Origin of the sequence: Roseovarius bejariae (assembly GCF_009669325.1) — a bacterium.
Lineage (GTDB): Bacteria > Pseudomonadota > Alphaproteobacteria > Rhodobacterales > Rhodobacteraceae > Roseovarius > Roseovarius bejariae.
The window spans coordinates 233,290-255,606 of record NZ_SZWE01000002.1; the positions used below are offsets into that span (position 1 = coordinate 233,290).

A 22,317-nucleotide genomic window follows, 5' to 3' on the forward strand; every position below is an offset into this window, starting at 1 on the left:
GCTGGCCCTGCCACGCAAGAAGGAGAGCGACATGTTCAAGGCATTGGTTGTCGAAAAGGACGAGGAGAGCGGCAAGACATCCGCCGCCGTGCAGGAGATTTCCGAAAGCGATCTGCCCGAGGGCGAGGTTCTGGTGGCGGTGGAGTATTCGACGGTGAACTACAAGGACGGTCTGTGCATCGGACCGGGGGGCGGTTTGGTGCGCAATTACCCGCATGTGCCGGGGATTGATTTTGCCGGCACCGTCGAGGCCAGTGACGATGACCGTTACAAGCCGGGCGACAAGGTTGTGCTGACCGGCTGGCGCGTGGGCGAAAACCGCTGGGGTGGCTATGCGCAAAAGGCGCGGGTGCCGGCCGATTTTCTCGTACCCCTGCCCGAGGGGCTGGACACCCGGCAGGCCATGGCCGTGGGCACCGCGGGCTTTACCGCGATGCTGGCGGTGATGGCGCTGGAGGATCAGGGGATCAAGGACGGGCCCGTTCTGGTCACCGGGGCCGCCGGTGGTGTCGGCTCGGTCGCGACGGCGATCCTGGCCAAGCTTGGTCACGAGGTGGCGGCAGTCACCGGTCGGCCCGAGCAGGAGGACTATTTGAAAGGCTTGGGGGCGACTGAGATCGTGGCGCGCGAGGAGTTGACCGAGGTCACCAAGAAGCCCTTGGAGGCCGAGCGCTGGGGCGGTTGTGTGGATGCCGTGGCGGGGGCGATGCTGGGCCGGGTTCTCAAGCAGATGCGCTATGGCGGGTCTGTGGCGGCCATCGGCCTTGCCGGGGGGGCGGCGATCGAAGGCGCGCTCATCACGCCATTCATCCTGCGCGGTGTGAACCTGTTGGGGATCGACAGCGTGATGCAGCCCCATGACAACCGCCTGCGCGCGTGGGAGCGGATCGCCAAGGACCTGCCGATGGACAAGCTGGAGGCCATGGTGCAGCCCGCGACCCTGTCGGACCTGCCGGCACTGGGGCGTGACATCCTGAAGGGTCAGGTCAAGGGCCGTGTCGTGGTGGATGTGAACGCCTAATCGGCGGTCCATATCTTGAGGGGCGGGCAGTTATCTGCCCGCTCCGGCAGGGCCTTGATGCAGGATGCGAGGTTTTCTGTGCCCTTGCTCAGGACGTTTGGCGACCGACCGGATGGCGTGCGGCGCAGGTCGGGGGATATGACTTCATCGGCCTGCTGGCGCACCACGGCGCTTGGGTGGATCGCAAAACTGTCCACGGCGCTGCCGCAGAGACTTCCGGGATGGTCATTCTTGCATTTCGCAAGGTAGCGGCGCAAATCGCGCAGATTGCGATAGAAGAGCACCTGGAAGCCGCGGTTCATCCGCTCGGTGTCGTGCACGATGTCCAGTTCGTGTTGATAGACCTCCGTTCCCTCGGGGTAGATCGAGCGGCCCGCAACACCGGTGCCCTCGGTTTCGTGCAGCATCCAATTGAGTGACACACCGCCAAGCGCGCCTTGCGGGTAGCTCCCGCCGACATCGCCGTGGGCCCCTGCAAACCAGACCTCCTCGACCTTGTCGAAGTGATATCTGCCGGGATCATCGCAATCCCGGGTGAGGCGGTTGCGGGTCATCAGGACCGGGGTGTAGGTGGTTGCCCGCGTGTCATCGAGGGACACGGCGTGCAGCACCTTCTTCATGTTGCAGATCTGGTCGGAGTAGCGCGGGTTGACGTGATCGGGATTGTCATCGGCATTGGAGAGGCCCAGAACCTCGACCGTATCCCAGAGGCCCACGATGTCGAAACCCACATCGGAATATTGCGCACGCAACGGTACGTTCCAGCGCTTGCGCACCTGCGCGGTGGCGGCGCGGCGCATGCAGATGTCGCGCAGGCGCTCTGGTCGATCCCTGCAAACACTTTGGCGCAGGTGGCCGGGCGGAAACTTGTAGGCGGTGAAAAGCGCCGAGAGGAAGTCGCGGCGCTGGCGGGTCAGGGCCGGGTCATACCCATCTTCGGGCTGGTCGAATTGCGACAGGTCAAGAAGCCCCACGCTATGCACGAACCCGGCCAGCGCCCGGGCGGCAAAGGCCCCGCGCGAATAGCCGTAAAGATGCAGTTTGTCGGTTTCAGGGTCAAAATGATCGGAGAGGAAGCCATAAGCGGCCTCAACATCCTTGCGAAAGCCCAGTCCGGTGGCAAGGCCAAGGGGGCCGGTTCGGTCCGCGCCCACGCCTGAGGTGTAAAACACCGAAAGGTCGCGCCTGTTTTGCAGGGTTACCAAGTGATGCAGGCGGCCCACGTTGGTCACGCTGTTTAGATCATTGCCCGTGCCATCCAGCATCAGGACCACCGTTTTCGGGGCGATTGTCGCAGGTGGGGATGCCATGTGCTCGGCGGGGTCACTAGCAGGGGTGAAGCTGCGGGTGATGCCACCGCCACAGCCGGTCAAAAAGCAAAGCATAATGACGAGAGGGAGGCGGAACAGCGGGTTACGGCGCAAAATGGGCATGAGAAATCTGTAAAATCATCTTGAGAATACTCGTTTGGGCAACCTTTGCATGGTGCATGCCGCCTGCGCAACTGTGACGTGTCATGTCGCGGGCTGTCGCAAAAGCGACGCGGTTGATTGATTTCCGGGGCGAGGCCGCGTTACCGTGGTGGTAACGGGGCACCCTGCGGAAGCGCTGCAGGCCCCCGGATACGTGGCGACCGCCGGCAGGGTCCGAGCCAACGGACCGGTTCAGGGGCAGGCGGTGCGCGCAACAGGAGGGAACAGAATGTTCAAGACGATCATGACGCCGGTTGATTTGCGCCATTTGGGGGATCTGGAGCATGCGCTTCAAGTCAGTGCCGATCTGGCAAAGCACTATGGCGCACAGATTCACTATGTGGGCGTGACATCGCCTTCGCCCAGCAGTCTGGGTCATAACCCCGAGGAGTACGGTGAGAAATTGCAGGCTTTTGCTGACGAGCAGGCCAGTAAGCACGGTGTCAAAGCCACGGCAGATACGGTTGTTAGCCATGACCCCAGTGCCGATGTCGACGACGCCTTGATGAAGGCGATTGGCACCACTGGCGCCGATCTGGTGGTGATGCAAAGCCATATGCCCAACATCATGGACTATGTCTGGCCGTCGAATGGCGGCAAGATCGCCGAGCATGCGAAGTGTTCGGTCATGGTCGTCCGGACCTGACGCAGGAAAGCCACCGATGCGCGAGCGCTTGATCTTGTTTGCGCTTGTGCATCGGTCTAGGGTGCCTCCGCTGTTGGGTGCGGGGGGAGAGCGTGAATATTTCGCCACAATTTGAGATTCGGTCTGCGCGGGCGGAGGACGCCGAGGCGCTGTGGCCGATTTTGCGTGATGTGATCCGCGCGGGTGACACCTATGCCGTTGACCCCGGGATCACACGGGACCGTGCGCTAGAGCTTTGGATGGATGTGCCGCGTGCCTGCTACGTGGCCGAGGCCGAGGGGCGCATTCTTGGCACCTATTATATCAAGACCAATCACGCTGGCGGCGGTTCGCATGTATGCAACTGTGGGTACATGGTGGCGCCGGACGCGCGCGGGCAGGGGATTGCCCGGGCCATGTGCGCCCATAGTCAGGGCGAGGCCGTGAAGCTGGGCTATCTTGCGATGCAATTTAACCTGGTGGTCGAGACCAACACCGGTGCTATCGGGCTTTGGGAAAAGATGGGCTTTGAGACTGTGGGCCGTTTGCCCAAAGCCTTCAACCATCCCGAGCAGGGACTGGTGGATGCCCGGGTGATGTACAAATGGCTGTCTGACGGGCAGGGCGGCTGACGCATCCATCATTTGGGATACCGTGGGACGGCCCACGGGAAAGCATGGGATGCCCCCGTGGGAAAGCATGGGATATGCGGCGCGCACCAATGGGAAACTAGGTCGATTTTACGAATCATACCTTGAATCGTGAGTGAATCCTGTGATTCACAGCTGCAATTCTTGGGAATTCGGGGGCGCTTTGGCGCAATTATCCAAAAAATCCGGGAATTCGTGGGAAATTATTTGGCTTCATGATTTGCACTATATGTTGTGCTGAAGCTTTGTTGTCGCGCTAGGTGATGCGTCATATTTGCCAAAATCACCACATCATCTTGTTTTTGAAGGGGCTTTGAGACAAGGTGTTGTGCCGATTTCCCTCAAAAAGTTATTGATTTCCATGAATTCCCATGGCATCCCTGTATTCACGATGAGGACGGGAACAAGGGGCGCTAAAAAGACCCCGAAACAAAATCCCCAAAGTCAGGTTTCATACAGGCACCCGCTTTCATCGAAACAAGAGATCCGGCGCGCGGGCGAGCAGACATCCCCCCAGGTGGCGCGCGCAGCTGGACTACCCGCTAGGCGGGACGAGGGCGGCGGATTGGGCAGTGGCAGCAGCTCAATCCGTCGTTTCGTTTAAAGACCGGTGAATTCCCACCGGCACCAACAGAAGGGCGGACGGGACAGTGGTTCGCAGGTTCAGAGGCGAGAGCCACCACAAGGTGGACACGAAGGGCAGGGTGTCGATCCCGGCCTCTTTCCGCCGTGTTCTCGAATCCTCCGATCCAAACTGGACCCCGGGCGACGCGCCCGAGCTTGTGATCGTCTATGGCGATCATCGCCGCAATTACCTTGAATGTTACACCATGGAAGCGATTGAGGAGGTCGACAACAAGATCGATGCCCTGCCGCGCGGTTCCATGGAGCGCAAGATGCTGCAACGGCTGTTTCACGGCCAGAGCTATCCCACCAATGTCGACGAGACCGGGCGGCTGGTGCTGCCTGCCAAGCTGCGTCAGAAGATCGACCTTGAGGGGGAGGCGTTTTTCATCGCCGCCGGCGATACTTTCCAGATCTGGAAGCCCGAGACCTACGAGGCCGAGGAGCTGGCCAAGACCGAAGAATGGCTGGACGAACTGCCCGAGGATTTCGACCCATTGGTCTTCCTGGATGGGGCGAAAGGGGAGTGACGGATGGCTGCCGCTGCCAAAGCCCCCGAAACTGACCCGCATATCCCGGTTTTACTGCGCCCCTTGTTGCAGGCTGTTGCGCCTGTCGCGGGCGTTTGGATCGATGGTACGCTTGGCGCGGGCGGCTATACCCGTGGCCTTTTGGAGGCCGGGGCCGAGCGCGTTATTGGCATTGATCGCGACCCGCTGGCCTTGCAGATGGCGCAAGAGTGGGGCGCGGGCTATGGTGACCGTCTCACGCTGGTGCGAGACACCTTTTCCAACATGGATGACCATGCCGAGGGCGTGGATGGCGTGGTGCTTGATCTGGGCGTGTCCTCGATGCAGCTGGATCAGGCCGAGCGCGGGTTTTCCTTCATGAAGGACGGCCCGCTGGATATGCGGATGAGCCAGGAGGGGCCAACGGCTGCCGATCTGGTGAATGACACGCCCGAGGCGGAGCTGGCCGATATCCTGTTTCTTTACGGGGAAGAGCGCGCAAGTCGCCGGATTGCCAAGGCGATCGGCCGGGCGCGCAACGAGGCGCGCATTGAAACCACGCTTCAACTCGCTGATATCATTGAAAAATGCCTGCCGCGCGCCAAACCGGGTCAGGCCCATCCGGCGACCCGCAGTTTTCAGGCGATCCGCATCGCGGTGAACGATGAATACGGTGAATTGCTGGCCGGGCTTGAGGCGGCCGAACGGGCGCTCAGGCCCGGCGGGCAACTGGCCGTGGTCACCTTCCATTCCATCGAGGACAGGATGGTGAAACGCTTTCTGACCGCGCGGTCGGGCGGCGGTGGGGGCGGCAGCCGCCACGCCCCGCAGATCGAAAAGCCAGATCCGCAATTCACGCTCAAGTCAAAAAAGGCCATCGGCCCGGATGCCGAGGAACTGGCCGAGAACCCACGCGCGCGCAGTGCCAAGCTGCGCGTTGCCACCCGGACCAGTGCCGCGCCCGGCACATCCGACCGCAAAGCCATGGGCATGCCGCTTCTTAAGGGGGACAGATAATGCGCAGCCTGTTTTACATCCTTTCCGCGATGATGGTCATTGGCCTTGCCTTCTGGGCCTACCATGAGAATTACGAAACGCAGGAAGCACAGGCCAAGGCCGAGCAGCTTCAGCGCGAGATTTCCAATGCGCGTCAACGCCTTCGGGTGCTCAATGCTGAATGGGCTTACCTCAATCGTCCGGATCGCTTGCGTGATCTGGCGGATTTGAATTTCGACAAGCTGGGCCTGTTGCCGCTGCAACCTTACCAATTTGGCCGGATTGATCAGGTGGCTTTCCCCGAGGACGACAAGCTGCCGGTGCTGAACCCCGTGGAAGTATCCAACATGGATGAGGAGGCCGCGCAATGATCCGCACGCCGCTGCGCCCGCTGGCGCGTATCCTTGAGGCCCGGGCAAAGGGCGAAAACCCCGACGCCATCGAGCGCGAGAATATCCGCATCCGCCATGAACAGATGCGCGACCGCGCCCGCAAGCGTGCCGAGGGGCGGCTTTTGGTCTTGGGCGTGATGTTTACCTGTGCTTTTGCGGTGATTGGCGGGCGGATGGGCGTTCTGGCCCATTCCGAACCTGCCGAGCCGCGCACCTCGGTGGCCGGGGCGCAGATCCTGGCGCAGCGCGCGGATATCGTGGATCGCAGGGGCCGCATCATGGCGACCAACTTCGAGACCCACAGCCTTTATGCGCAACCCCCGCAGATGATCGACCCCGAGCGCGCGGCGCGTGAACTGGTCAAGATTTTCCCGGACCTGAAGGAAGAGCGCCTGCTCAAGGATTTCACCGGCAAGCGCAAGTTCCTGTGGATCAAGAAAAAACTCAGCCCCGAACAAAAGCAGGCGGTGCATGACATTGGCGAGCCGGGGCTTTTGTTCGGCCCGCGCGAGATGCGGCTTTATCCCAATGGCAAGCTGGCCGCTCATGTTCTGGGCGGGGCCAGCTTTGGCCGCGAGGGCGTGCATGCCGCCGAGGTCATCGGCGTGGCGGGGATCGAGAAATTCTATGACGAGCGCCTGCGTGATCCGGCGCTTGGCCACAAGCCGCTTGAATTGTCGTTGGACCTGTCGGTGCAGGCCGCGACCGAGCGGGTGTTGCATGGCGGTATGAGCCTGATGAATGCCCGGGGGGCGGCGGCAATCCTGATGGATGTGCGGTCGGGCGAGGTTATCTCGATCGCCTCGCTGCCCGATTTCGACCCCAATGACCGGCCCCGCCCGCCAACGGAGGGCAACCCCGGTGACAGCCCTTTGTTCAACCGGGCTGTTCAGGGGGTGTATGAACTGGGATCGACCTTCAAGATATTCGCCGTGGCGCAGGCCATGGAGTTGGGCCTGATCAACCCCGACACGATGATCGACACCAAGGGCCCGCTGCGTTGGGGCAAGTATCGTATTCGTGATTTCCATAACTACGGGGCCGAGCTTTCGGCAACGAAAGTGATCGTCAAATCCTCGAATATCGGAACCGCCCGTATCGCGCAGATGATCGGCGCAAAACGGCAACAGGAATTTCTTGAGAGTCTCGGTTTTTTTGAACCGACACCGCTTGAGATGGTCGAGGCCAAGGGCGGTACGCCTTTGTTGCCGCCCAAGTGGTCCGAGCTGTCCGCAATGACGATTTCCTATGGTCATGGGCTATCGGCAAGCCCGCTGCATCTTGCCTCGGCCTATGCGACGCTGGCCAATGGCGGCAATCGCGTGGTGCCGACGCTTCTTAAACAGGAAGGTCCGGCCACCGGTCCGCGTGTCCTGTCGCGGGCCTCGTCGCAAAAGGCCCTTGCCATGTTGCGCAAGGTCGTCACCGAAGGCACGGCCAGTTTCGGCGAGGTGCCGGGCTATGCGGTGGGCGGCAAGACGGGCACAGCCGATAAGCCCAAGGAGCAGGGCGGCGGGTATTACGAGGACAAGGTGATTGCCACCTTTGCCAGCGTCTTTCCCGCGCATGACCCGAAATATGTTCTGGTGGTCACCCTCGATGAGCCGGTGGAGACCAGTGGTGAGATCCCCCGGCGCACCGCCGGTTGGACGGCCGTCCCCGTTGCTGCCGAGATCATCCGCCGCATCGCACCGCTTCTGGGGCTGCGTCCCGAGATTGAACCCGGCGAACTGGCTGGTATAACGCTCACGTCGAATTGAGCCATATAGGCGGGGTGTGATGGTGGGGCAGGTGAAATCACTGGCGGAACTGGGGCTGACGGCCCAGGGCGGGCGGCAAGCGCGTGTGACGGGCTTGGCCGTGGACAGCCGCGAGGTGAAAGAAGGGTTTCTATTCGCCGCCCTTCCCGGAAGCCGCGTGCATGGCGGCGAGTTCATCCAGTATGCCCTGCGCATGGGGGCGGGGGCCATCCTGACCGATGCCCGTGGCGCACGGCTTGCTGCCGAGTTTCTAAACCTCAGCGATGCCGCGCTGATCGTGGCCGAAGACCCGCGCCAGACGCTGGCCTATGCCGCAGCCCTGTGGTTCGGCGCGCAGCCCGAAGTCATGGTCGCCGTCACAGGCACCAATGGCAAAACCTCGGTCAGCAGCTTTTGCCGCCAGATATGGGCCGAGATGGGCTTTGACGCGATCAACCTCGGGACGACCGGGGTCGAAGGGGCGTTCGAGGCGCCGCTTGCGCACACCACGCCCGACCCCATCACCCTGCACCGTGTGTTGGCGGCGGCAGAGGCCGAGGGCGTGACCCATGCCGCGATGGAGGCCTCCAGCCATGGGTTGGATCAGGGCCGCCTTGACGGGGTGCGCATCCAGGCGGCGGGGTTCACCAATTTCACGCAGGACCATCTGGATTACCACGAGAGTTTCGAGGCCTATTTCAACGCCAAGACGGGCCTGTTTGACCGTGTCCTGCCCGAGGATGGCGTGGCGGTTTTGAACATGGACGACCCCGCCGTTGCCCGCGTGGCCGAGATTGCCCGCGCACGGGGGCAGGACCTGATCACGGTGGGGCGTGCGCCGGGATGCGACCTGCAATTGCAGGCCCAACGGTTCGAGGCCACGGGGCAGGAGCTCCGGTTCGACTGGAAAGGCCGGGTGCAACAGGTCCGCTTGCCGCTCATCGGCGGGTTCCAGGCGGAAAACGTGCTGCTGGCCGCGGGCCTTGTGATCGGGGCCGGGGCCGACGCGCAGGAGGTCTTCGAGACCCTGCCGCATATGCGCACCGTCAAGGGCCGGATGCAACTGGCCGCGACCCGCTCCAACGGGGCGGCGGTGTTCGTGGATTATGCCCATACCCCCGATGCCGTGGCGACTGCGCTTGCCGCGCTGCGCCCGCATGTCATGGGGCGTCTGGTGGCCATCGTGGGCGCGGGCGGGGATCGTGACACCGCCAAACGCCCGCTTATGGGCCGCGCGGCGGCGGCAAATGCCGATCTGGTGATCGTCACCGACGACAACCCGCGCAGCGAAGACCCGGGCGTGATCCGCGCCGCCGTGATGGAGGGCGCGCCGGAGGCCACGGAGGTGGGCGACCGCGCCGAGGCGATCCTGCGCGGCGTCGATATGTTGGGGCCGGGGGATGCCCTTCTGATCTGCGGCAAGGGGCATGAAAGCGGCCAGATCGTGGGCGATGATGTTTTCCCCTTTGACGACAGCGAACAGGCCAGCGTGGCCGTGTCTGCCTTGGATGGGGGGCTGGCATGACGCTCTGGACTTCGCAGGATGCGGCAAAGGCGACGGATGGGCACGTCACCCGTGATTGGCAGGCGGCAGGCGTGTCGATCGACACCCGCACGATCGAACCGGGCGACTTGTTCGTTGCCCTGAAGGCTGCGCGCGACGGGCATGATTTCGTGGCGCAAGCGCTTGAGAAAGGTGCGGCAGCGGCCTTGGTCAGCCATATCCCCGAGGGCGTGGCCGAGGATGCGCCGCTCTTGATTGTCGATGACGTGTTGACGGGGCTTGAGGCCATGGGCCGCGCCGCCCGCGCCCGGACGCAGGCCCGCGTGGTGGCCGTCACCGGCTCGGTCGGGAAAACCTCGACCAAAGAAATGCTGCGCGATGTGCTTTCCCAACAGGGTCGGACCCATGCCGCCGAGGCCAGTTACAACAACCATTGGGGCGTGCCCCTGACACTGGCGCGGATGCCCGCGGACACGGAGTTTGCCGTGATCGAGATCGGCATGAACCACCCCGGCGAAATTGCCCCGCTCTCGCGCATGGCGCGGCCCCATGTGGCGATGATCACCACCGTTGCCGCCGCCCATCTTGAGGCTTTCGAGGATCTCAATGGAATCGCGATTGAAAAATCCGCGATCTTCGACGGGCTGGAAGACAACGGCACCTGCATCTTCAACGGCGATCTGGACAGCGACTTGGTGCGCACCATGGAAGGCGCGGCTTGGGCCAGCGGCGGACCGGTGGCGCGCTTTGGCGCTTGCGAGGAATGCCAATATCGCCTGATGGACGTGCGCCTGAGTGATGAGACCACCGTGGTGCAGGCTGACCTTCCGGGCGGGCCGCAATTGTTCAAGATTTCCACGCCGGGGCGGCATTTCGCGATGAACGGCCTTGCCACGCTGGCCGCGGTCGAGGCGCTTGGCGCCGACCCGGTGCGCGCCGCGATGGACCTTGCCCGCTGGCATCCGCCTGCCGGGCGCGGCACCCGCGAGGTGATCGCGCTGGACCATGACGACGAGGACCTGACGTTCGACCTGATCGACGATGCCTTCAACGCCAACCCAACCTCCATGGCCGCGTCATTGGAGGTGCTGGCCGCATCCACCCCGCGCGACGGGGTGGGTCGGGTTGCCAAGGGACGGCGCGTTGCGATTCTGGGTGATATGCTGGAACTGGGCGAGGACGAAATACAGCTCCATGCGGCCCTGTCCGATTTGCCATATGTGGCGGCACTGGATGTCGTGCATTGTGTCGGCTCCCGCATGGCCGCGCTATACGAGGCTTTGCCGGAGCCCCTGCGCGGAGAGCATGTGGACTCGGCCGAGGCTTTGGCGGATAAGGCGCACCGGCTTGTCGATGCGGGCGATGTGGTGCTGGTCAAGGGATCGAAGGGCAGTCACGTCAGCCGCGTGGTCGATGCCCTGCGCCGCGTGGGACGCGAAACGGTTGAAGAGAAAAGGAACACGTAATGCTCTATTGGCTGACCGCCCTCTCGGATGGTGGCGATTTCTTCAACCTTTTCCGCTACATCACCCTGCGCGCGGGTGGGGCCTTCATGACGGCACTGTTCTTTGGCTTCATCTTCGGCCCGCCGCTGATCAACGTGCTGCGCAAGCGACAGGGCAAGGGGCAGCCCATTCGCGACGATGGCCCGGAAACCCATTTCGCCAAGTCCGGCACGCCCACCATGGGCGGGCTGTTGATCGTCGGTGCGCTTGTGACCTCCACGCTGTTCTGGGCGCGATTGGACAATGGTTTTGTCTGGATGGTGCTTTTCGTGACGCTGGCCTTTGGCCTGATCGGCTTTGCCGATGACTATGCCAAGGTGTCCAAGGGCAACGTGGCCGGGGTCTCGGGCAAGGTGCGCCTTGGTCTGGGGTTTGCCATTGCCGGGATCGCGGCCTATTGGGCGATGTACCTGCACGGGGTGAATGACGTGGCCCTTGCCGCGCGGGTCGAGGAGTATGACCCGCTTTCGGGGCGCCTGGCCTTCCCGTTTTTCAAGGACGCGCTGTTGAACCTTGGCTTGTTCTTCATTCCCTTCGCGATGTTCGTCGTGGTGGGCGCGGCCAACGCGGTGAACCTGACCGATGGGCTGGACGGGCTGGCCATCATGCCGGTGATGATCGCCGCCGGGGCGCTTGGCGTGATCGCCTATGCAGTGGGGCGGGTGGATTTCACCGATTACCTCGATGTGCATTACGTGCCCGGCACGGGCGAGATCCTGATCTTTGTCGCGGGGCTTGCCGGGGGCGGTCTGGGGTTCCTGTGGTACAACGCACCGCCCGCCGCCGTTTTCATGGGGGATACCGGCTCACTCGCGCTTGGCGGCGCGCTTGGGGCAATTGCTGTGGCCACCAAGCACGAGATCGTCCTGGGCATCATCGGCGGCCTCTTTGTGGCCGAGGCGCTTTCGGTGATCATTCAGGTGCTTTACTTCAAACGCACCGGCAAACGTGTCTTCCTGATGGCGCCGATTCACCACCACTATGAGAAAAAGGGCTGGGCCGAGCCGCAGATCGTGATCCGCTTCTGGATCATCGCCCTGATCCTCGCGCTGATCGGGCTGGCGACGCTGAAGGTGAGGTAAGGTGCCGATGTCTTGAAAAGACATCGGTCCGAAATCTTTTGAAGATTTCGGGACTGTTTCGGCGGCGGGTGGTCGTTGGGCCATGGTCATAGAAAACCCCGCCTATGTTTGGTGCACTGCCCCATCTTGCAAGGCCGCGACGCTCGGGGCAGGGTGCGCTATGATTAATGACGGGGGCGGGGCATGATTCCGGTTCAGGGTTTCGAGGGGGCAAAGGTCGCCGTACTGGGATTGGGGCGCTCGGGCCTTTCGGCGGCGCGGGCCTTGCGGGCCGGTGGCGCGCAAGTTCTGGCGTGGGACGATAACCCCGCGGCACAAGAGGCGGCACACGAAGAAGGTTTCGAGATCAAGGAGTTGTTCCGCGAGGGGGCCTTCGATGACGTGGCCAGCCTGATCGTCTCGCCCGGTATTCCGCATCTTTACCCCAGCCCCAACAAGGTGGTCGCCGCCGCCCTGCGTGCAGGTGTTCCGGTGGACAATGACATCGGGTTGTTCTTCCGGTCGCTGTCAGGCTCGAACTGGGCCAGCTACGACCAGCCGCCCAAGGTGATCGCGGTCACGGGAAGCAATGGAAAATCAACGACTTCCGCCCTCATTCACCATGTTCTTGAGGAGGTCGGGCGCGACGTGCAACTGGCCGGTAACATCGGCCGGGGGGTGCTGGACATCGACCCGCCCGGGGATGGCGGTGTAGTGGTTCTGGAACTCAGCAGCTACCAGACCGAATTGGCCCGCGCCCTGACGCCGGATATTGCGGTTTTCACCAATCTGACCCCCGATCACTTGGACCGGCACGCCGGTCTGGGCGGCTATTTTGCAGCCAAGCGCAGGCTTTTTGCCGAGGGCGGGCCGGACCGCGCGGTGATCGGTGTGGACGAGGACGAGGGGCTGTTTCTGGCCGGGCAACTGGCCGAGGGGCGCGGCGACGACCGGGTCATTCGGGTCTCGGCCAAGGGGAAGCTGTCGGGGCCGGGATGGATGGTCTTCGCGCGCAAGGGGTTCTTGTCGGAGTATCGCAAGGGCAAGCAGGCGGGATCAATTGATCTACGCGAAATCAAGGGGTTACCCGGCGTGCACAACCATCAGAATGCCTGTGCCGCCTATGCGGCCTGTCGCACGTTGGGTCTTGCGCCCAAGGTGATCGAGCGGGCGTTTCACAGCTTTGCGGGATTGCCGCACCGCAGTCAGCGGATTGGCGAGGCGAATGGTGTGGCTTTCGTCAATGACAGCAAGGCGACCAACGTGGATTCCGCCCTCAAGGCGCTTTTGGCCTTCGACAATATCCGCTGGATTTGTGGGGGGCTGGAGAAGGATGGCGGACTTGACGGGCTGGCATCGGGGCTTGGGAATGTCGTGAAAGCCTATGTGATTGGGCGAGAGGCGGCGCAGTTTTCGCTTGGACTGGAAGGGGTCGAGGCCGAGGTCTGCACGACGATGGAAGCTGCGGTGGCCAGAGCGGCACAAGAGGCCGAGCCCGGGGATACCGTGCTTTTGGCCCCGGCGGCCGCGAGTTTCGATCAATACGATAGTTTCGAAAAGCGCGGCGAGGATTTCATCGCGCAGGTGAAACGGCATATCGGCGGGTGAATGTATCGGGGCTCTGCCCCATCGCCCTGCGGGCGATTCCCCGGGATATTTGTAAAAAGAAGAATGGCTTAGGAGGATTCCCGGATGGCGGTCCCTGCGACCCAGCCCGAGGACCACGCCCATTGGAAGTTGTAGCCGCCGAGCCAGCCGGTGACATCCACGGCCTCGCCAATGGCATAAAGGCCGGGAATGGATTTTGACATCATGGTTTTGGAGGAAAACCCATCGGTGTCGATGCCGCCAAGGGTGACTTCGGCGGTGCGGTAGCCTTCGGAGCCCGTGGGCTTGAGCCGCCAGTGGCGCAGGTGGCCGGTCACGTCGGTCAGGCGGGCGTCGGATTGATCGGCAAGGTTGCCTTTTAAATCAATCTCCTGCGCCAGATGCTCGATCAGCTTGGCGGGCAGGTGTTTGGCCAGTTCGGTGGTCAGGTTGCGGCGGCCCTGGGCTTGGCGTTGCGTCTTGAGGGCTTCAAGGAGGTGGCCGTCGGGAGCGAGGTCGATCTCGATTTCTTCACCCTCGCGCCAGTAGGAGGAGATTTGCAGGATCGCCGGGCCGGAGAGGCCGCGATGGGTGAAAAGCACCGCCTCGTCGAAGGCGGTGCGGGTATTCGAGACGCGGGCCGGGGCGGAGGTGCCGGAAAGTGGCGCGAAGCGTTGGTCGGAAAAGGTGAGCGGCACGAGGGCGGGGCGGGTTTCAGTCACCGTATGGCCGAACTGTTGGGCGATGTCATAGGCCAGTCCGGTCGCCCCCATCTTGGGGATGGATTTGCCCCCGGTGGCCAGCACGATGTTTTGCGCGGTGACGGTCTTGCGGGTGCCTGCGTGGTCGAGCGTGGCGGTGAAATGACTGCCATCATGGCCCAGATCGGCCAGTGTGCAATCAAGCCAGAGGTCGGCCCCGGATTGGGTCATTTCCATGCGGAGCATTTCGATGATCTGTGTGGACTTCCCGTCGCAGAAAAGTTGCCCCAGCGTTTTCTCGTGATAGGCGATGCCGTGGCGCGCGACGAGATCGATGAAATCCCATTGCGTATAGCGGGAGAGGGCGGATTTGTGGAAATGCCTGTTTGCCCCGAGGAAATTGGCGGGTTCAGTGTATAGGTTGGTGAAATTGCACCGCCCGCCGCCGGATATGCGGATTTTCTCGCCCGGGCGTTTCGCGTGATCTATGACCAGCGTGCCGGGGCCTGCATGGGCCGCGCACATCATGCCGGCGGCGCCTGCGCCAAGGATGAGGGTGGTGATCTGCATGCGGCAGGCGATGCCCCAACGGGGCGGTCGCGTCAAGCGCGGTCTAGGCCGAACAGCTTGCCCCGCCCAGAACGCAGAACTTGGCGCAATGCGGGTGGTTGAGGGCCACGTCACGCTCGGCCTCGGCCAGTGTTGCGCCCAGTTCGAATTCGGGTGCGTAGGGCAAGAGGGTACAGGCCAGAACGGCAGGCCGCGCAGCGCCCTTGCGTTTGACCACCATGCGCGAGGAGGCGCACATCACGCTGTCGGGGGATTTTCCGAGGATGTCCCAGCAGGCGGTCGTGATCTCGGGAACTTCCGTGGATTCGTCCATTTCGGGGAACAGGACGGTTTCGCCCGGGTTGGAAGCGTCTATCGCGAAACCATGCGTGGCGAAAAGATCGGCATAGCCTTGACGGCCCTTGCCCTCGTCCTCGCCCCAGACGGTGCGGCCTGCGACGGTCATGCGGATACCTGCATCGCGCAGCCATTGCATCCCTTCGAGGGTGCGCCGGAAGGCGCCGGGGCCGCGTTCGGTGTCGTGGTTGGTTTCCGACCAGTGATCAACGGAGATGCGCAGGGTCAGCTTATCGCCGTAGTCCGCGGCAAGGTCCCGAAGCCCCTCCTGCACGCGGCGGCGCATCATCGGGCGCATGGCGTTGGTGAGGATCAAAACCCTGTATCCGCGCGTCAGCGCGGCGCGGGCCATGCCGATCATTTCCGGGTTCATGAAGGGTTCCCCGCCGGTAAAGCCGATCTCTTCGATGGGCCAGTCGCGGGTTTCGATCTGGTCGAGGTAATCCGTGACCTCGGCCTCGGTCATGTAGACGAGGGCATCGTTGGTGGGGGAGCTTTCGATGTAGCAGTTGGCGCAGGTGATATTGCACAGTGTGCCGGTGTTGAACCAAAGGGTTTCCGGATTGGACAAGGGGACAATGGCGCGGGGTGTGCCATCGGCGGTCAATTGCGGATCCTGAAACTTGCCAGTGTTGGCGATGGTATCCTTCATGGGGGGCCTGTTGGTTGCTTGCCTCATTCAGGTAGCCTTGGAGCAGCGTGAAAGAAAGGCCCCAGCGAGGGCCTGACACCATTGTGAACAGTCTGTGTCGTGCTAGACTTGCACCAAGGCGCTGCCTGATTTTGGAATAGGGCGCACTGGCAGGAGTTTCAGAATGGTATCGCGTGTCATTCCGGTCGATCCCTTCGACCTAGTGATTTTTGGCGGGACGGGGGATTTGGCGCGGCGCAAGATTCTGCCGGGCCTGTTTCGCAGGTTCCGCGCGGGCCAGATGGATGCGGAGTCACGCGTCATTGGCGCTGCGCGCAGCGATCTGGACGTGGACGGGTACCGTGCCATGGTGCGCGAAGCCATTGCCGAGTTCGACCCGGCCTCGGCCCGGGATAGCGAGGCCTTGGAGGCCTTTTTAGGGCGCTTGGGTTACGTGGTGGTCGATGCCATGGGCGAGACCGGCTGGGACGATTTGGAGCGCGAGGTGAATTCGGACCGGATCAGGGCCTTTTACTTCTCGGTCGGGCCGCGGTTGTTCGGGGAGTTGGCCGAGCGGCTTCATAAGCATGGCATGGCCGATCATGACAGCCGGATCGTCGTGGAAAAGCCCTTTGGCCGGGATCTGGAGAGCGCGAAGGCGTTGAATGCCACGCTGGCGCAGCATTTCCACGAGCATCAGATTTACCGGATCGATCATTACCTTGGGAAGGAAACGGTGCAGAACCTGATGGCGGTCCGCTTTGGCAATACCTTGTTCGAGCCGTTGTGGAACAGCCAGTACGTCGATCACATCCAGATCACGGTGGCCGAAAGCGTGGGGGTAGGCGGGCGTGGCGAGTATTATGACCGGGCCGGTGCGGTGCGGGACATGATGCAAAACCACCTGATGCAGCTTTTGTGCCTGATCGCCATGGAGCCGCCTGCCAAGTTCGAGCCGGACCCGGTGCGCGACGAGAAGCTCAAGGTCATCCGTGCGCTTGATCCGGTGGAGCCGGGGGACGTGGTGCGCGGCCAATACGAGGCCAGCAGCGATGCGCCGGGCTACAATGAGCAAGTTGAGAACCAAGGTAGTACGACGGAAAGCTTCGTGGCGCTCAAGGCGCATGTAAGCAACTGGCGGTGGGCCGGAACGCCGTTCTACCTGCGCACAGGCAAGCGCCTGAAGGCGCGGGCCAGCGAGATTGCCGTTGTCTTCAAGGATGCGCCGCATTCGATTTTCGGGGCCGAGGCCGGGCGCCATGCCAATATCCTCACCATCCGCTTGCAGCCGAACGAGGGGATCGAACTGGGCGTGACCATCAAGGAACCGGGGCCGGGGGGGATGCGCCTGATCGATGTCCCGCTGGACATGACCTTTGCCGAGGCTTTGGGCCCGGACGACGCGGACTTCCCGGATGCCTATGAACGGCTTATCATGGATGTTATCCGAGGAAACCAGACACTCTTCATGCGCGATGACGAGGTCGAGGAGGCCTGGGCCTGGACCGATCCGATGATCGCGGAGTGGGAAGCCCGAGGCGAGCCGCCCTTGCCCTATGCCTCGGGGTCGTCGGGGCCGGATGAGGCGCTGGCGCTTATTCACCGCGACGGGCGGCACTGGCGGGAGATAAAGCCATGAACCTGATCGAATATGCAGACGACGAAATGCTGGCCATCGATCTGGCCAACCATCTGGCCGGTGAGTTGAAAGCCACGTTGGACCACGAAGAGCGCGCGCTTTTCGTTGTGCCGGGCGGCTCCAGCCCGGGGCCGATTTTCGATGACCTGTGCGATGCCGAATTGGATTGGAGCCGGGTTGACGTCATGCTGAGCGATGAACGTTGGGTGCCCGAGGTGCATGTACGGTCGAACACCCGGATGATCCGTGAGCGACTATTGGTGGGCAAGGCGGCCAAGGCGAATTACCTGCCCCTTTATGCCAAAGCCGAGGCGCCCGAGGCGGTTCTTGCGGAGCTTGAGGCTTATATCATTCCGCGCCTGCCGATCTCTGTGCTCTTGCTGGGCATGGGCGAGGATATGCACACGGCCTCGATTTTTCCGGGGGCCGACAATCTGGATACGGCCCTGGACAAGCGCGCGCCGGTTCTGGTGCCGATGCGCGCCCCCGGAGCGCCCGAGCCACGGGTGACGCTTACGGCGCGGGTGCTGAATGACGCGATGTCCAAGCATCTGGTGATCACCGGGTCGTCCAAGCGGGCCGCGCTTGACCGGGCGCAAACCCTGCCTGCACGCGATGCGCCGGTGCGGGCGGTTCTGGACGACATGAACGTGCATTGGTGCAAGTAAAGGTTTTGGTATGATTGATCGCATTCGAAACCTGGCCGCAAGGGCCAGTGGCGATATCATCGAGTTATTCGAAAAGGCCCCGGACCGCGCCCGGGAGTTCTCGATCCACTTTGATGGCCTTTTGTTCGACTATTCAAAGACGCGGATCACCCACGAGGTGCTGGAGGCGCTTCTGGAGTGGTGCGAGACCTGCGAGGTGGCCGCCAAGCGCGATGCAATGTTCGCGGGCCAAGCGATCAACAAGACCGAGGGCCGGGCGGTTTTGCATACCGCATTGCGCAATCTGAGCGCGGAGCCGATCTTGGTCGACGGGCGTGACGTGATGCCCGGAGTGCTCAAGACCCTGGCGCGTATGGAGGGCTTTGCCGAGGACCTGCGCGCGGGTGTTGTCCAAGGGCAGGGTGGCAGGGTCACCGATGTGGTGAATATCGGCATTGGGGGGTCGCACCTTGGCCCGGAAATGGCGACGCTGGCGCTTGCCCCCTACCACGACGGGCCGCGATGCCATTTCGTGTCGAACGTGGATGGAGCGGATATTCACGATTGTCTTCAAGGGCTTGACCCGGCCACGACGCTTGTCATCGTGGCCTCCAAAAGCTTTACCACCACCGAGACCATGGCCAATGCCGCGACCGCGCGGGCCTGGATGGCCGAGGGGGTTGACGATCCGGGCAAGCAATTCGTCGCGCTGTCGACGGCAGACGATAAAGTGGCCGATTTCGGCATCTCGCCCGAGCGTATCTTTGGCTTCGAGGATTGGGTCGGCGGGCGATATTCCATGTGGGGGCCGATCGGTCTTGCCATCATGATTGCCATCGGCCCTGTGCGGTTTCGTGAGATGCTGGAGGGCGCGGCGGCGATGGATCGCCACTTCCGCGAGGCCCCTTTGCCGGAGAATATGCCTGTGCTTCTGGCGCTTGCGGGGCTGTGGCATCATCAGGGGTGCGGCTATCCGACGAGGGCGGTTTTGCCATATGATCAAAGGCTTGGCAGGTTGCCTGCCTATTTCCAGCAATTGGAGATGGAAAGCAACGGCAAGCGGGTCAGCATGGCGGGGGAGCCGCTGGATCTCCCGTCGGGCCCGGTCGTCTGGGGGGAGCCGGGCACCAACGGTCAACACGCCTTTTACCAGCTCATTCACCAAGGCACGCAGGTGGTGCCCTGTGAATTCATGGTGGCAGCTCAGGGCCATGAGCCTGACCTTGCCCATCACCACACCCTTCTGGTGGCCAATTGCCTGGCGCAATCCGAGGCCCTGATGCGGGGGCGCAGCATGGATGAGGCGCGTGGGCTGATGGCGGAAAAAGGCTTTTCCGGAAAGGAGTTAGAGCGGCAGGCCGCACACCGGGCCTTCCCCGGGAACCGGCCTTCAACCACGCTGGTCTATGATAAGCTGACGCCACGCCGCCTGGGCCAGATCGTGGCGCTTTATGAGCATCGGGTCTTTGTCGAAGGGGTCATGCTGGGCATCAATTCCTTCGATCAATGGGGGGTCGAGCTGGGCAAGGCCCTGGCCAAGGAGATCGAGCCGGTGTTGGAGAGTGGCGAGACCTCGGGCAAGGATGGATCGACCGCGCAATTGGTGGAGTTCATCCGCACCCACCGGGGGTAAGGCGCGCGAATCGCAGCTAACCCTTTGGTTAACAACGATATGCCCTCACTGCTCCGCGTCGGCCAAACGTCGGTATCGCGTCGGTATTTTTTCCCGTATCCCCCGGAATGAACAGGGCGTACGGTGAGAAACGTACAAAACGTACGGGACTTTCGTACGTTTCAAGAACGGCGATCCGTCAGGCCCCGAAAAAATGCCAACAGGCTTTTTCTTGGAGAAAATACCCTGGGGTGAGGCCGCAGGCCGAGGGGCGAAGCCCCTGCTGCTGTTGTCTTGACCGGGTTAGCCCGACGGGGGGCAGTCGAAGTCGCTGGCGTCCATGTCTTGTACAGGATCACCCGGACGACATACTTCGCCGGAAATCGGGTAATGGTCCTCATCGGCACATCCGGCCAGCAAAGTGAGAGACATAAGGAAAAACAATCGTGCCATCGTTGGCCTCCTTATCCGTTAAAGCAATGCGCCTTCGACCTGAGCCATCAGATTGAGGCGAAATGCCTGCAACGCTTGGATGCTGCGCTGCATGTTGCGACTAGCTTTGGAATGAAATCATGGCACGAAGCTGCGCCGCATGGTTTGACGAATGTTAATCGGGTTACAAGTGCCCGACCCCACCGACAGAGGCACGTATACGGGATCGTGAAATGCTGGTGGGGCCGGGCGTACCTGCGCAGACCCACTGGGTAAGGCGGGGACAACACGCAGCGCAGGTATCCTGATGTGGCTTCGGTCAGGAGTCTTGGTTTTTGGCCGGATGAGCGGCGTCCTTCGGGGGGCGCTCGGCCCAATGGTGTGGCCAAGGGCGACAATAGGGTGAGGGGTAAAGCCGTTTCATCCGTGAACTCTTTTGTCGTGACACTCCTGTTTCCATGCGTTGGTCGGAGACACGAAGGAAAAAGGTAAAAAGTTTCACGCCACGGCATTTTTTTGCCACGGAGGAGGTCGGGCTTGGTTTTGAATTCGTCATGAATAAGGTTTCAGGGCGGCTGCTTTCGGTGTGGCAAAGGCCCGGAACACCATCACCTGTCGTTGTTGCGCGTGGTGATGCTCCCTGATACCGCGGGCCTGGCCCAAGCTAGGGCCCGCGTGAAAAGGTTTCGGGGCGTATTCAGGATGCGCCCCGGTGGTGATGGATCAGCGGCGCAGGATCGAGCGGCCCGCGTATTGGGCGGTTTCGCCAAGGACTTCCTCGATGCGGATCAACTGGTTGTATTTCGCCAACCGGTCCGAGCGCGCGAGGCTGCCGGTTTTGATTTGCCCGCAGTTAGTGGCCACGGCCAGATCGGCGATGGTGGCATCCTCGGTCTCGCCCGAGCGGTGCGACATGACGTTGGTCATGCGCGCGCGGTGGGCCATGTCGACGGCCTTGAGGGTTTCGGTGAGGCTGCCGATCTGGTTGACCTTGACCAGCATGGAGTTGCCCGCGCCCTTGGCGATGCCGTCGGCCAGACGCGCGGGGTTGGTGACGAACAGGTCATCGCCCACCAGTTGCACCTTGTCGCCGATGGCGTCGGTCAGGAGTTTCCAGCCGTCCCAGTCATCTTCGGACATGCCGTCCTCGATCGAGATGATCGGGTAGTCGGTGACAAGTGCCTTGAGGTAGTCGACGTTTTCTTCCGAGCTGAGCGACTTGCCTTCGCCCGCGAGTTCGTATTTGCCGCCCTTGTAGTATTCGGTCGCGGCGCAATCGAGGGCAAGGTAGATGTCTTCGCCCGGCGTGTAGCCCGCTTTCTCGATGGATTTCAGGATGAAATCGAGCGCCTCGCGGGTGGACGAGAGGTTGGGTGCAAAGCCGCCTTCGTCGCCGATGCCGGTGGAAAGGCCCGCCGCCGAGAGTTCCTTTTTCAGGGTGTGGAACACCTCGGCGCCCATCCGCACGGCCTCGCGGATGTTCTCGGCGCTGACCGGCATGATCATGAATTCCTGGATGTCGATGGGGTTATCGGCGTGTTCGCCGCCGTTGATGATGTTCATCATCGGCACCGGCAGGACACGGGCCGAGGTGCCGCCCACGTAGCGGAACAGAGGCTGGGTGGTGAAATCGGCAGCGGCCTTGGCCACGGCGAGGCTGACGCCCAAAATGGCGTTGGCCCCGAGGCGGCCCTTGTTGGGGGTGCCGTCGAGTTCGATCATCGCCTGGTCGATGCTGACCTGTTCGGTGGCGTCCATGCCCACCAGTTCCTCGGCGATCTCGCCGTTGACGGCGGCGACAGCCTCAAGCACGCCCTTGCCCATGTAGCGGGCTTTGTCGCCGTCGCGGCGTTCCACGGCCTCATGTGCGCCGGTCGAGGCGCCCGAGGGCACGGCGGCGCGGCCCATGGTGCCGTCTTCGAGGATCACGTCCACCTCGACCGTGGGGTTGCCCCGGCTGTCAAGAATTTCGCGGGCGTGGATGTCGATAATGATGCTCATGGATCTGGTCCTCGGACTGAAAAAGGTTGGAGGTGCCATAGCAAGTCTGACGGGGAATGCAAC

At 62.4% G+C, this 22,317-nt stretch carries 19 protein-coding genes; 14 read left to right on the forward strand and 5 right to left on the reverse strand.

Annotation, left to right across the window (positions count from 1 at the left end; all coding sequences use genetic code 11):
• Nucleotides 1-31: 31 nt before the first annotated feature.
• Entirely contained in the window at nucleotides 32-1,021 is a 990-nt protein-coding gene (acuI, locus tag FDP25_RS15190) for an acryloyl-CoA reductase (protein WP_154154184.1), read from the forward strand.
• Here acuI and FDP25_RS15195 read toward each other — a convergent pair.
• On the reverse strand, nucleotides 1,018-2,454 hold the full coding sequence (locus tag FDP25_RS15195; RefSeq protein WP_154154187.1) for a phospholipase effector Tle1 domain-containing protein: 1,437 nt from the start codon (nucleotides 2,452-2,454) through the stop codon (nucleotides 1,018-1,020). The two genes, acuI and FDP25_RS15195, sit on opposite strands and share 4 nt — an antisense overlap.
• 268 nt (nucleotides 2,455-2,722) lie before the next feature.
• Here FDP25_RS15195 and FDP25_RS15200 point away from each other — a divergent pair, with 268 nt between their 5' ends.
• The 10 genes from FDP25_RS15200 to murD all read left to right on the forward strand — a co-directional run bounded on the left by FDP25_RS15200 (nucleotide 2,723) and on the right by murD (nucleotide 13,706).
• A complete protein-coding gene (locus FDP25_RS15200) occupies nucleotides 2,723-3,139 on the forward strand; it encodes a universal stress protein (protein ID WP_154154190.1) in 417 nt (138 codons plus the stop codon).
• 98 nt (nucleotides 3,140-3,237) lie between these two features.
• Nucleotides 3,238-3,750, forward strand: a complete 513-nt coding sequence (locus FDP25_RS15205) for a GNAT family N-acetyltransferase (RefSeq protein WP_425500532.1) — start codon at nucleotides 3,238-3,240, stop codon at nucleotides 3,748-3,750.
• Between the two features lie 668 nt (nucleotides 3,751-4,418).
• Nucleotides 4,419-4,922, forward strand: a complete 504-nt coding sequence (gene mraZ, locus FDP25_RS15210) for a division/cell wall cluster transcriptional repressor MraZ (RefSeq protein ID WP_294623694.1) — start codon at nucleotides 4,419-4,421, stop codon at nucleotides 4,920-4,922.
• Between the two features lie 3 nt (nucleotides 4,923-4,925).
• Nucleotides 4,926-5,918, forward strand: coding sequence for a 16S rRNA (cytosine(1402)-N(4))-methyltransferase RsmH (rsmH, locus tag FDP25_RS15215; protein WP_154154197.1), 993 nt, complete (start codon nucleotides 4,926-4,928; stop codon nucleotides 5,916-5,918).
• Nucleotides 5,918-6,268, forward strand: a complete 351-nt coding sequence (gene ftsL, locus FDP25_RS15220) for a cell division protein FtsL (protein ID WP_154154200.1) — start codon at nucleotides 5,918-5,920, stop codon at nucleotides 6,266-6,268. The genes rsmH and ftsL overlap by 1 nt, the downstream gene beginning before the upstream one ends.
• Nucleotides 6,265-8,049, forward strand: a complete 1,785-nt coding sequence (locus FDP25_RS15225; protein ID WP_154154202.1) for a peptidoglycan D,D-transpeptidase FtsI family protein — start codon at nucleotides 6,265-6,267, stop codon at nucleotides 8,047-8,049. The genes ftsL and FDP25_RS15225 overlap by 4 nt, the downstream gene beginning before the upstream one ends.
• 19 nt (nucleotides 8,050-8,068) lie before the next feature.
• Nucleotides 8,069-9,553: a UDP-N-acetylmuramoyl-L-alanyl-D-glutamate--2,6-diaminopimelate ligase gene (locus FDP25_RS15230; RefSeq protein WP_154154205.1), complete on the forward strand. Its 1,485-nt coding sequence runs from the start codon at nucleotides 8,069-8,071 to the stop codon at nucleotides 9,551-9,553.
• Nucleotides 9,550-10,998 carry a UDP-N-acetylmuramoyl-tripeptide--D-alanyl-D-alanine ligase gene (locus tag FDP25_RS15235; RefSeq protein ID WP_154154208.1) on the forward strand — a complete coding sequence of 483 codons (1,449 nt, stop codon included), beginning with the start codon at nucleotides 9,550-9,552 and terminating at the stop codon, nucleotides 10,996-10,998. Before FDP25_RS15230 ends, FDP25_RS15235 begins: the two co-directional genes overlap by 4 nt.
• Nucleotides 10,998-12,119 (forward strand): phospho-N-acetylmuramoyl-pentapeptide-transferase, encoded by a 1,122-nt coding sequence (gene mraY / locus FDP25_RS15240; protein ID WP_154154211.1) that lies wholly within the window; start codon nucleotides 10,998-11,000, stop codon nucleotides 12,117-12,119. The genes FDP25_RS15235 and mraY overlap by 1 nt, the downstream gene beginning before the upstream one ends.
• Before the next feature lie 183 nt (nucleotides 12,120-12,302).
• A complete protein-coding gene (gene murD, locus FDP25_RS15245; protein WP_154154214.1) occupies nucleotides 12,303-13,706 on the forward strand; it encodes a UDP-N-acetylmuramoyl-L-alanine--D-glutamate ligase in 1,404 nt (467 codons plus the stop codon).
• Nucleotides 13,707-13,774: 68 nt separating this feature from the next.
• Here the strand turns inward: murD and FDP25_RS15250 are convergent, their stop codons facing one another.
• Both FDP25_RS15250 and FDP25_RS15255 read right to left on the reverse strand, forming a co-directional pair.
• Nucleotides 13,775-14,956, reverse strand: coding sequence for a BaiN/RdsA family NAD(P)/FAD-dependent oxidoreductase (locus FDP25_RS15250; protein WP_154154217.1), 1,182 nt, complete (start codon nucleotides 14,954-14,956; stop codon nucleotides 13,775-13,777).
• A 43-nt stretch (nucleotides 14,957-14,999) separates the two neighbouring features.
• Nucleotides 15,000-15,944, reverse strand: coding sequence for a radical SAM protein (locus tag FDP25_RS15255; protein ID WP_154154220.1), 945 nt, complete (start codon nucleotides 15,942-15,944; stop codon nucleotides 15,000-15,002).
• A 163-nt stretch (nucleotides 15,945-16,107) separates the two neighbouring features.
• Between FDP25_RS15255 and zwf the strand changes: the two genes are divergently transcribed.
• Genes zwf through pgi form a run of 3 tightly spaced genes read left to right on the forward strand, consistent with a single transcriptional unit; the run spans nucleotide 16,108 to nucleotide 19,842 of the window.
• Nucleotides 16,108-17,562 carry a glucose-6-phosphate dehydrogenase gene (zwf, locus tag FDP25_RS15260; RefSeq protein WP_154154223.1) on the forward strand — a complete coding sequence of 485 codons (1,455 nt, stop codon included), beginning with the start codon at nucleotides 16,108-16,110 and terminating at the stop codon, nucleotides 17,560-17,562.
• A complete protein-coding gene (gene pgl, locus FDP25_RS15265) occupies nucleotides 17,559-18,230 on the forward strand; it encodes a 6-phosphogluconolactonase (protein ID WP_154154226.1) in 672 nt (223 codons plus the stop codon). The genes zwf and pgl overlap by 4 nt, the downstream gene beginning before the upstream one ends.
• 10 nt (nucleotides 18,231-18,240) lie before the next feature.
• Nucleotides 18,241-19,842 (forward strand): glucose-6-phosphate isomerase, encoded by a 1,602-nt coding sequence (pgi, locus tag FDP25_RS15270; RefSeq protein ID WP_154154229.1) that lies wholly within the window; start codon nucleotides 18,241-18,243, stop codon nucleotides 19,840-19,842.
• Nucleotides 19,843-20,124: 282 nt separating this feature from the next.
• Here pgi and FDP25_RS17105 read toward each other — a convergent pair whose 3' ends face one another.
• Together FDP25_RS17105 and eno are read right to left on the reverse strand one after the other, a co-directional pair.
• Entirely contained in the window at nucleotides 20,125-20,274 is a 150-nt protein-coding gene (locus tag FDP25_RS17105; protein WP_172982825.1) for a hypothetical protein, read from the reverse strand.
• A gap of 702 nt (nucleotides 20,275-20,976) precedes the next feature.
• A complete protein-coding gene (gene eno, locus FDP25_RS15275; RefSeq protein WP_154154232.1) occupies nucleotides 20,977-22,254 on the reverse strand; it encodes a phosphopyruvate hydratase in 1,278 nt (425 codons plus the stop codon).
• Between the last annotated feature and the right edge of the window lie 63 nt (nucleotides 22,255-22,317).

Coding starts and splice junctions, on each gene's coding strand:
- FDP25_RS15225 (WP_154154202.1), top strand. CDS start 6,265: ATGATCCGCACGCCGCTGCGCCCGCTGGCGCGTATCCTTGAGGCCCGG.
- FDP25_RS15200 (WP_154154190.1), top strand. CDS start 2,723: ATGTTCAAGACGATCATGACGCCGGTTGATTTGCGCCATTTGGGGGAT.
- ftsL (WP_154154200.1), top strand. CDS start 5,918: ATGCGCAGCCTGTTTTACATCCTTTCCGCGATGATGGTCATTGGCCTT.
- zwf (WP_154154223.1), top strand. CDS start 16,108: ATGGTATCGCGTGTCATTCCGGTCGATCCCTTCGACCTAGTGATTTTT.
- FDP25_RS15230 (WP_154154205.1), top strand. CDS start 8,069: ATGGTGGGGCAGGTGAAATCACTGGCGGAACTGGGGCTGACGGCCCAG.
- mraY (WP_154154211.1), top strand. CDS start 10,998: ATGCTCTATTGGCTGACCGCCCTCTCGGATGGTGGCGATTTCTTCAAC.
- FDP25_RS15255 (WP_154154220.1), bottom strand. CDS start 15,944: ATGAAGGATACCATCGCCAACACTGGCAAGTTTCAGGATCCGCAATTG.
- pgi (WP_154154229.1), top strand. CDS start 18,241: ATGATTGATCGCATTCGAAACCTGGCCGCAAGGGCCAGTGGCGATATC.
- FDP25_RS15235 (WP_154154208.1), top strand. CDS start 9,550: ATGACGCTCTGGACTTCGCAGGATGCGGCAAAGGCGACGGATGGGCAC.
- eno (WP_154154232.1), bottom strand. CDS start 22,254: ATGAGCATCATTATCGACATCCACGCCCGCGAAATTCTTGACAGCCGG.
- FDP25_RS17105 (WP_172982825.1), bottom strand. CDS start 20,274: ATGGCACGATTGTTTTTCCTTATGTCTCTCACTTTGCTGGCCGGATGT.
- acuI (WP_154154184.1), top strand. CDS start 32: ATGTTCAAGGCATTGGTTGTCGAAAAGGACGAGGAGAGCGGCAAGACA.
- FDP25_RS15250 (WP_154154217.1), bottom strand. CDS start 14,956: ATGCAGATCACCACCCTCATCCTTGGCGCAGGCGCCGCCGGCATGATG.
- murD (WP_154154214.1), top strand. CDS start 12,303: ATGATTCCGGTTCAGGGTTTCGAGGGGGCAAAGGTCGCCGTACTGGGA.
- rsmH (WP_154154197.1), top strand. CDS start 4,926: ATGGCTGCCGCTGCCAAAGCCCCCGAAACTGACCCGCATATCCCGGTT.
- FDP25_RS15195 (WP_154154187.1), bottom strand. CDS start 2,454: ATGCCCATTTTGCGCCGTAACCCGCTGTTCCGCCTCCCTCTCGTCATT.
- pgl (WP_154154226.1), top strand. CDS start 17,559: ATGAACCTGATCGAATATGCAGACGACGAAATGCTGGCCATCGATCTG.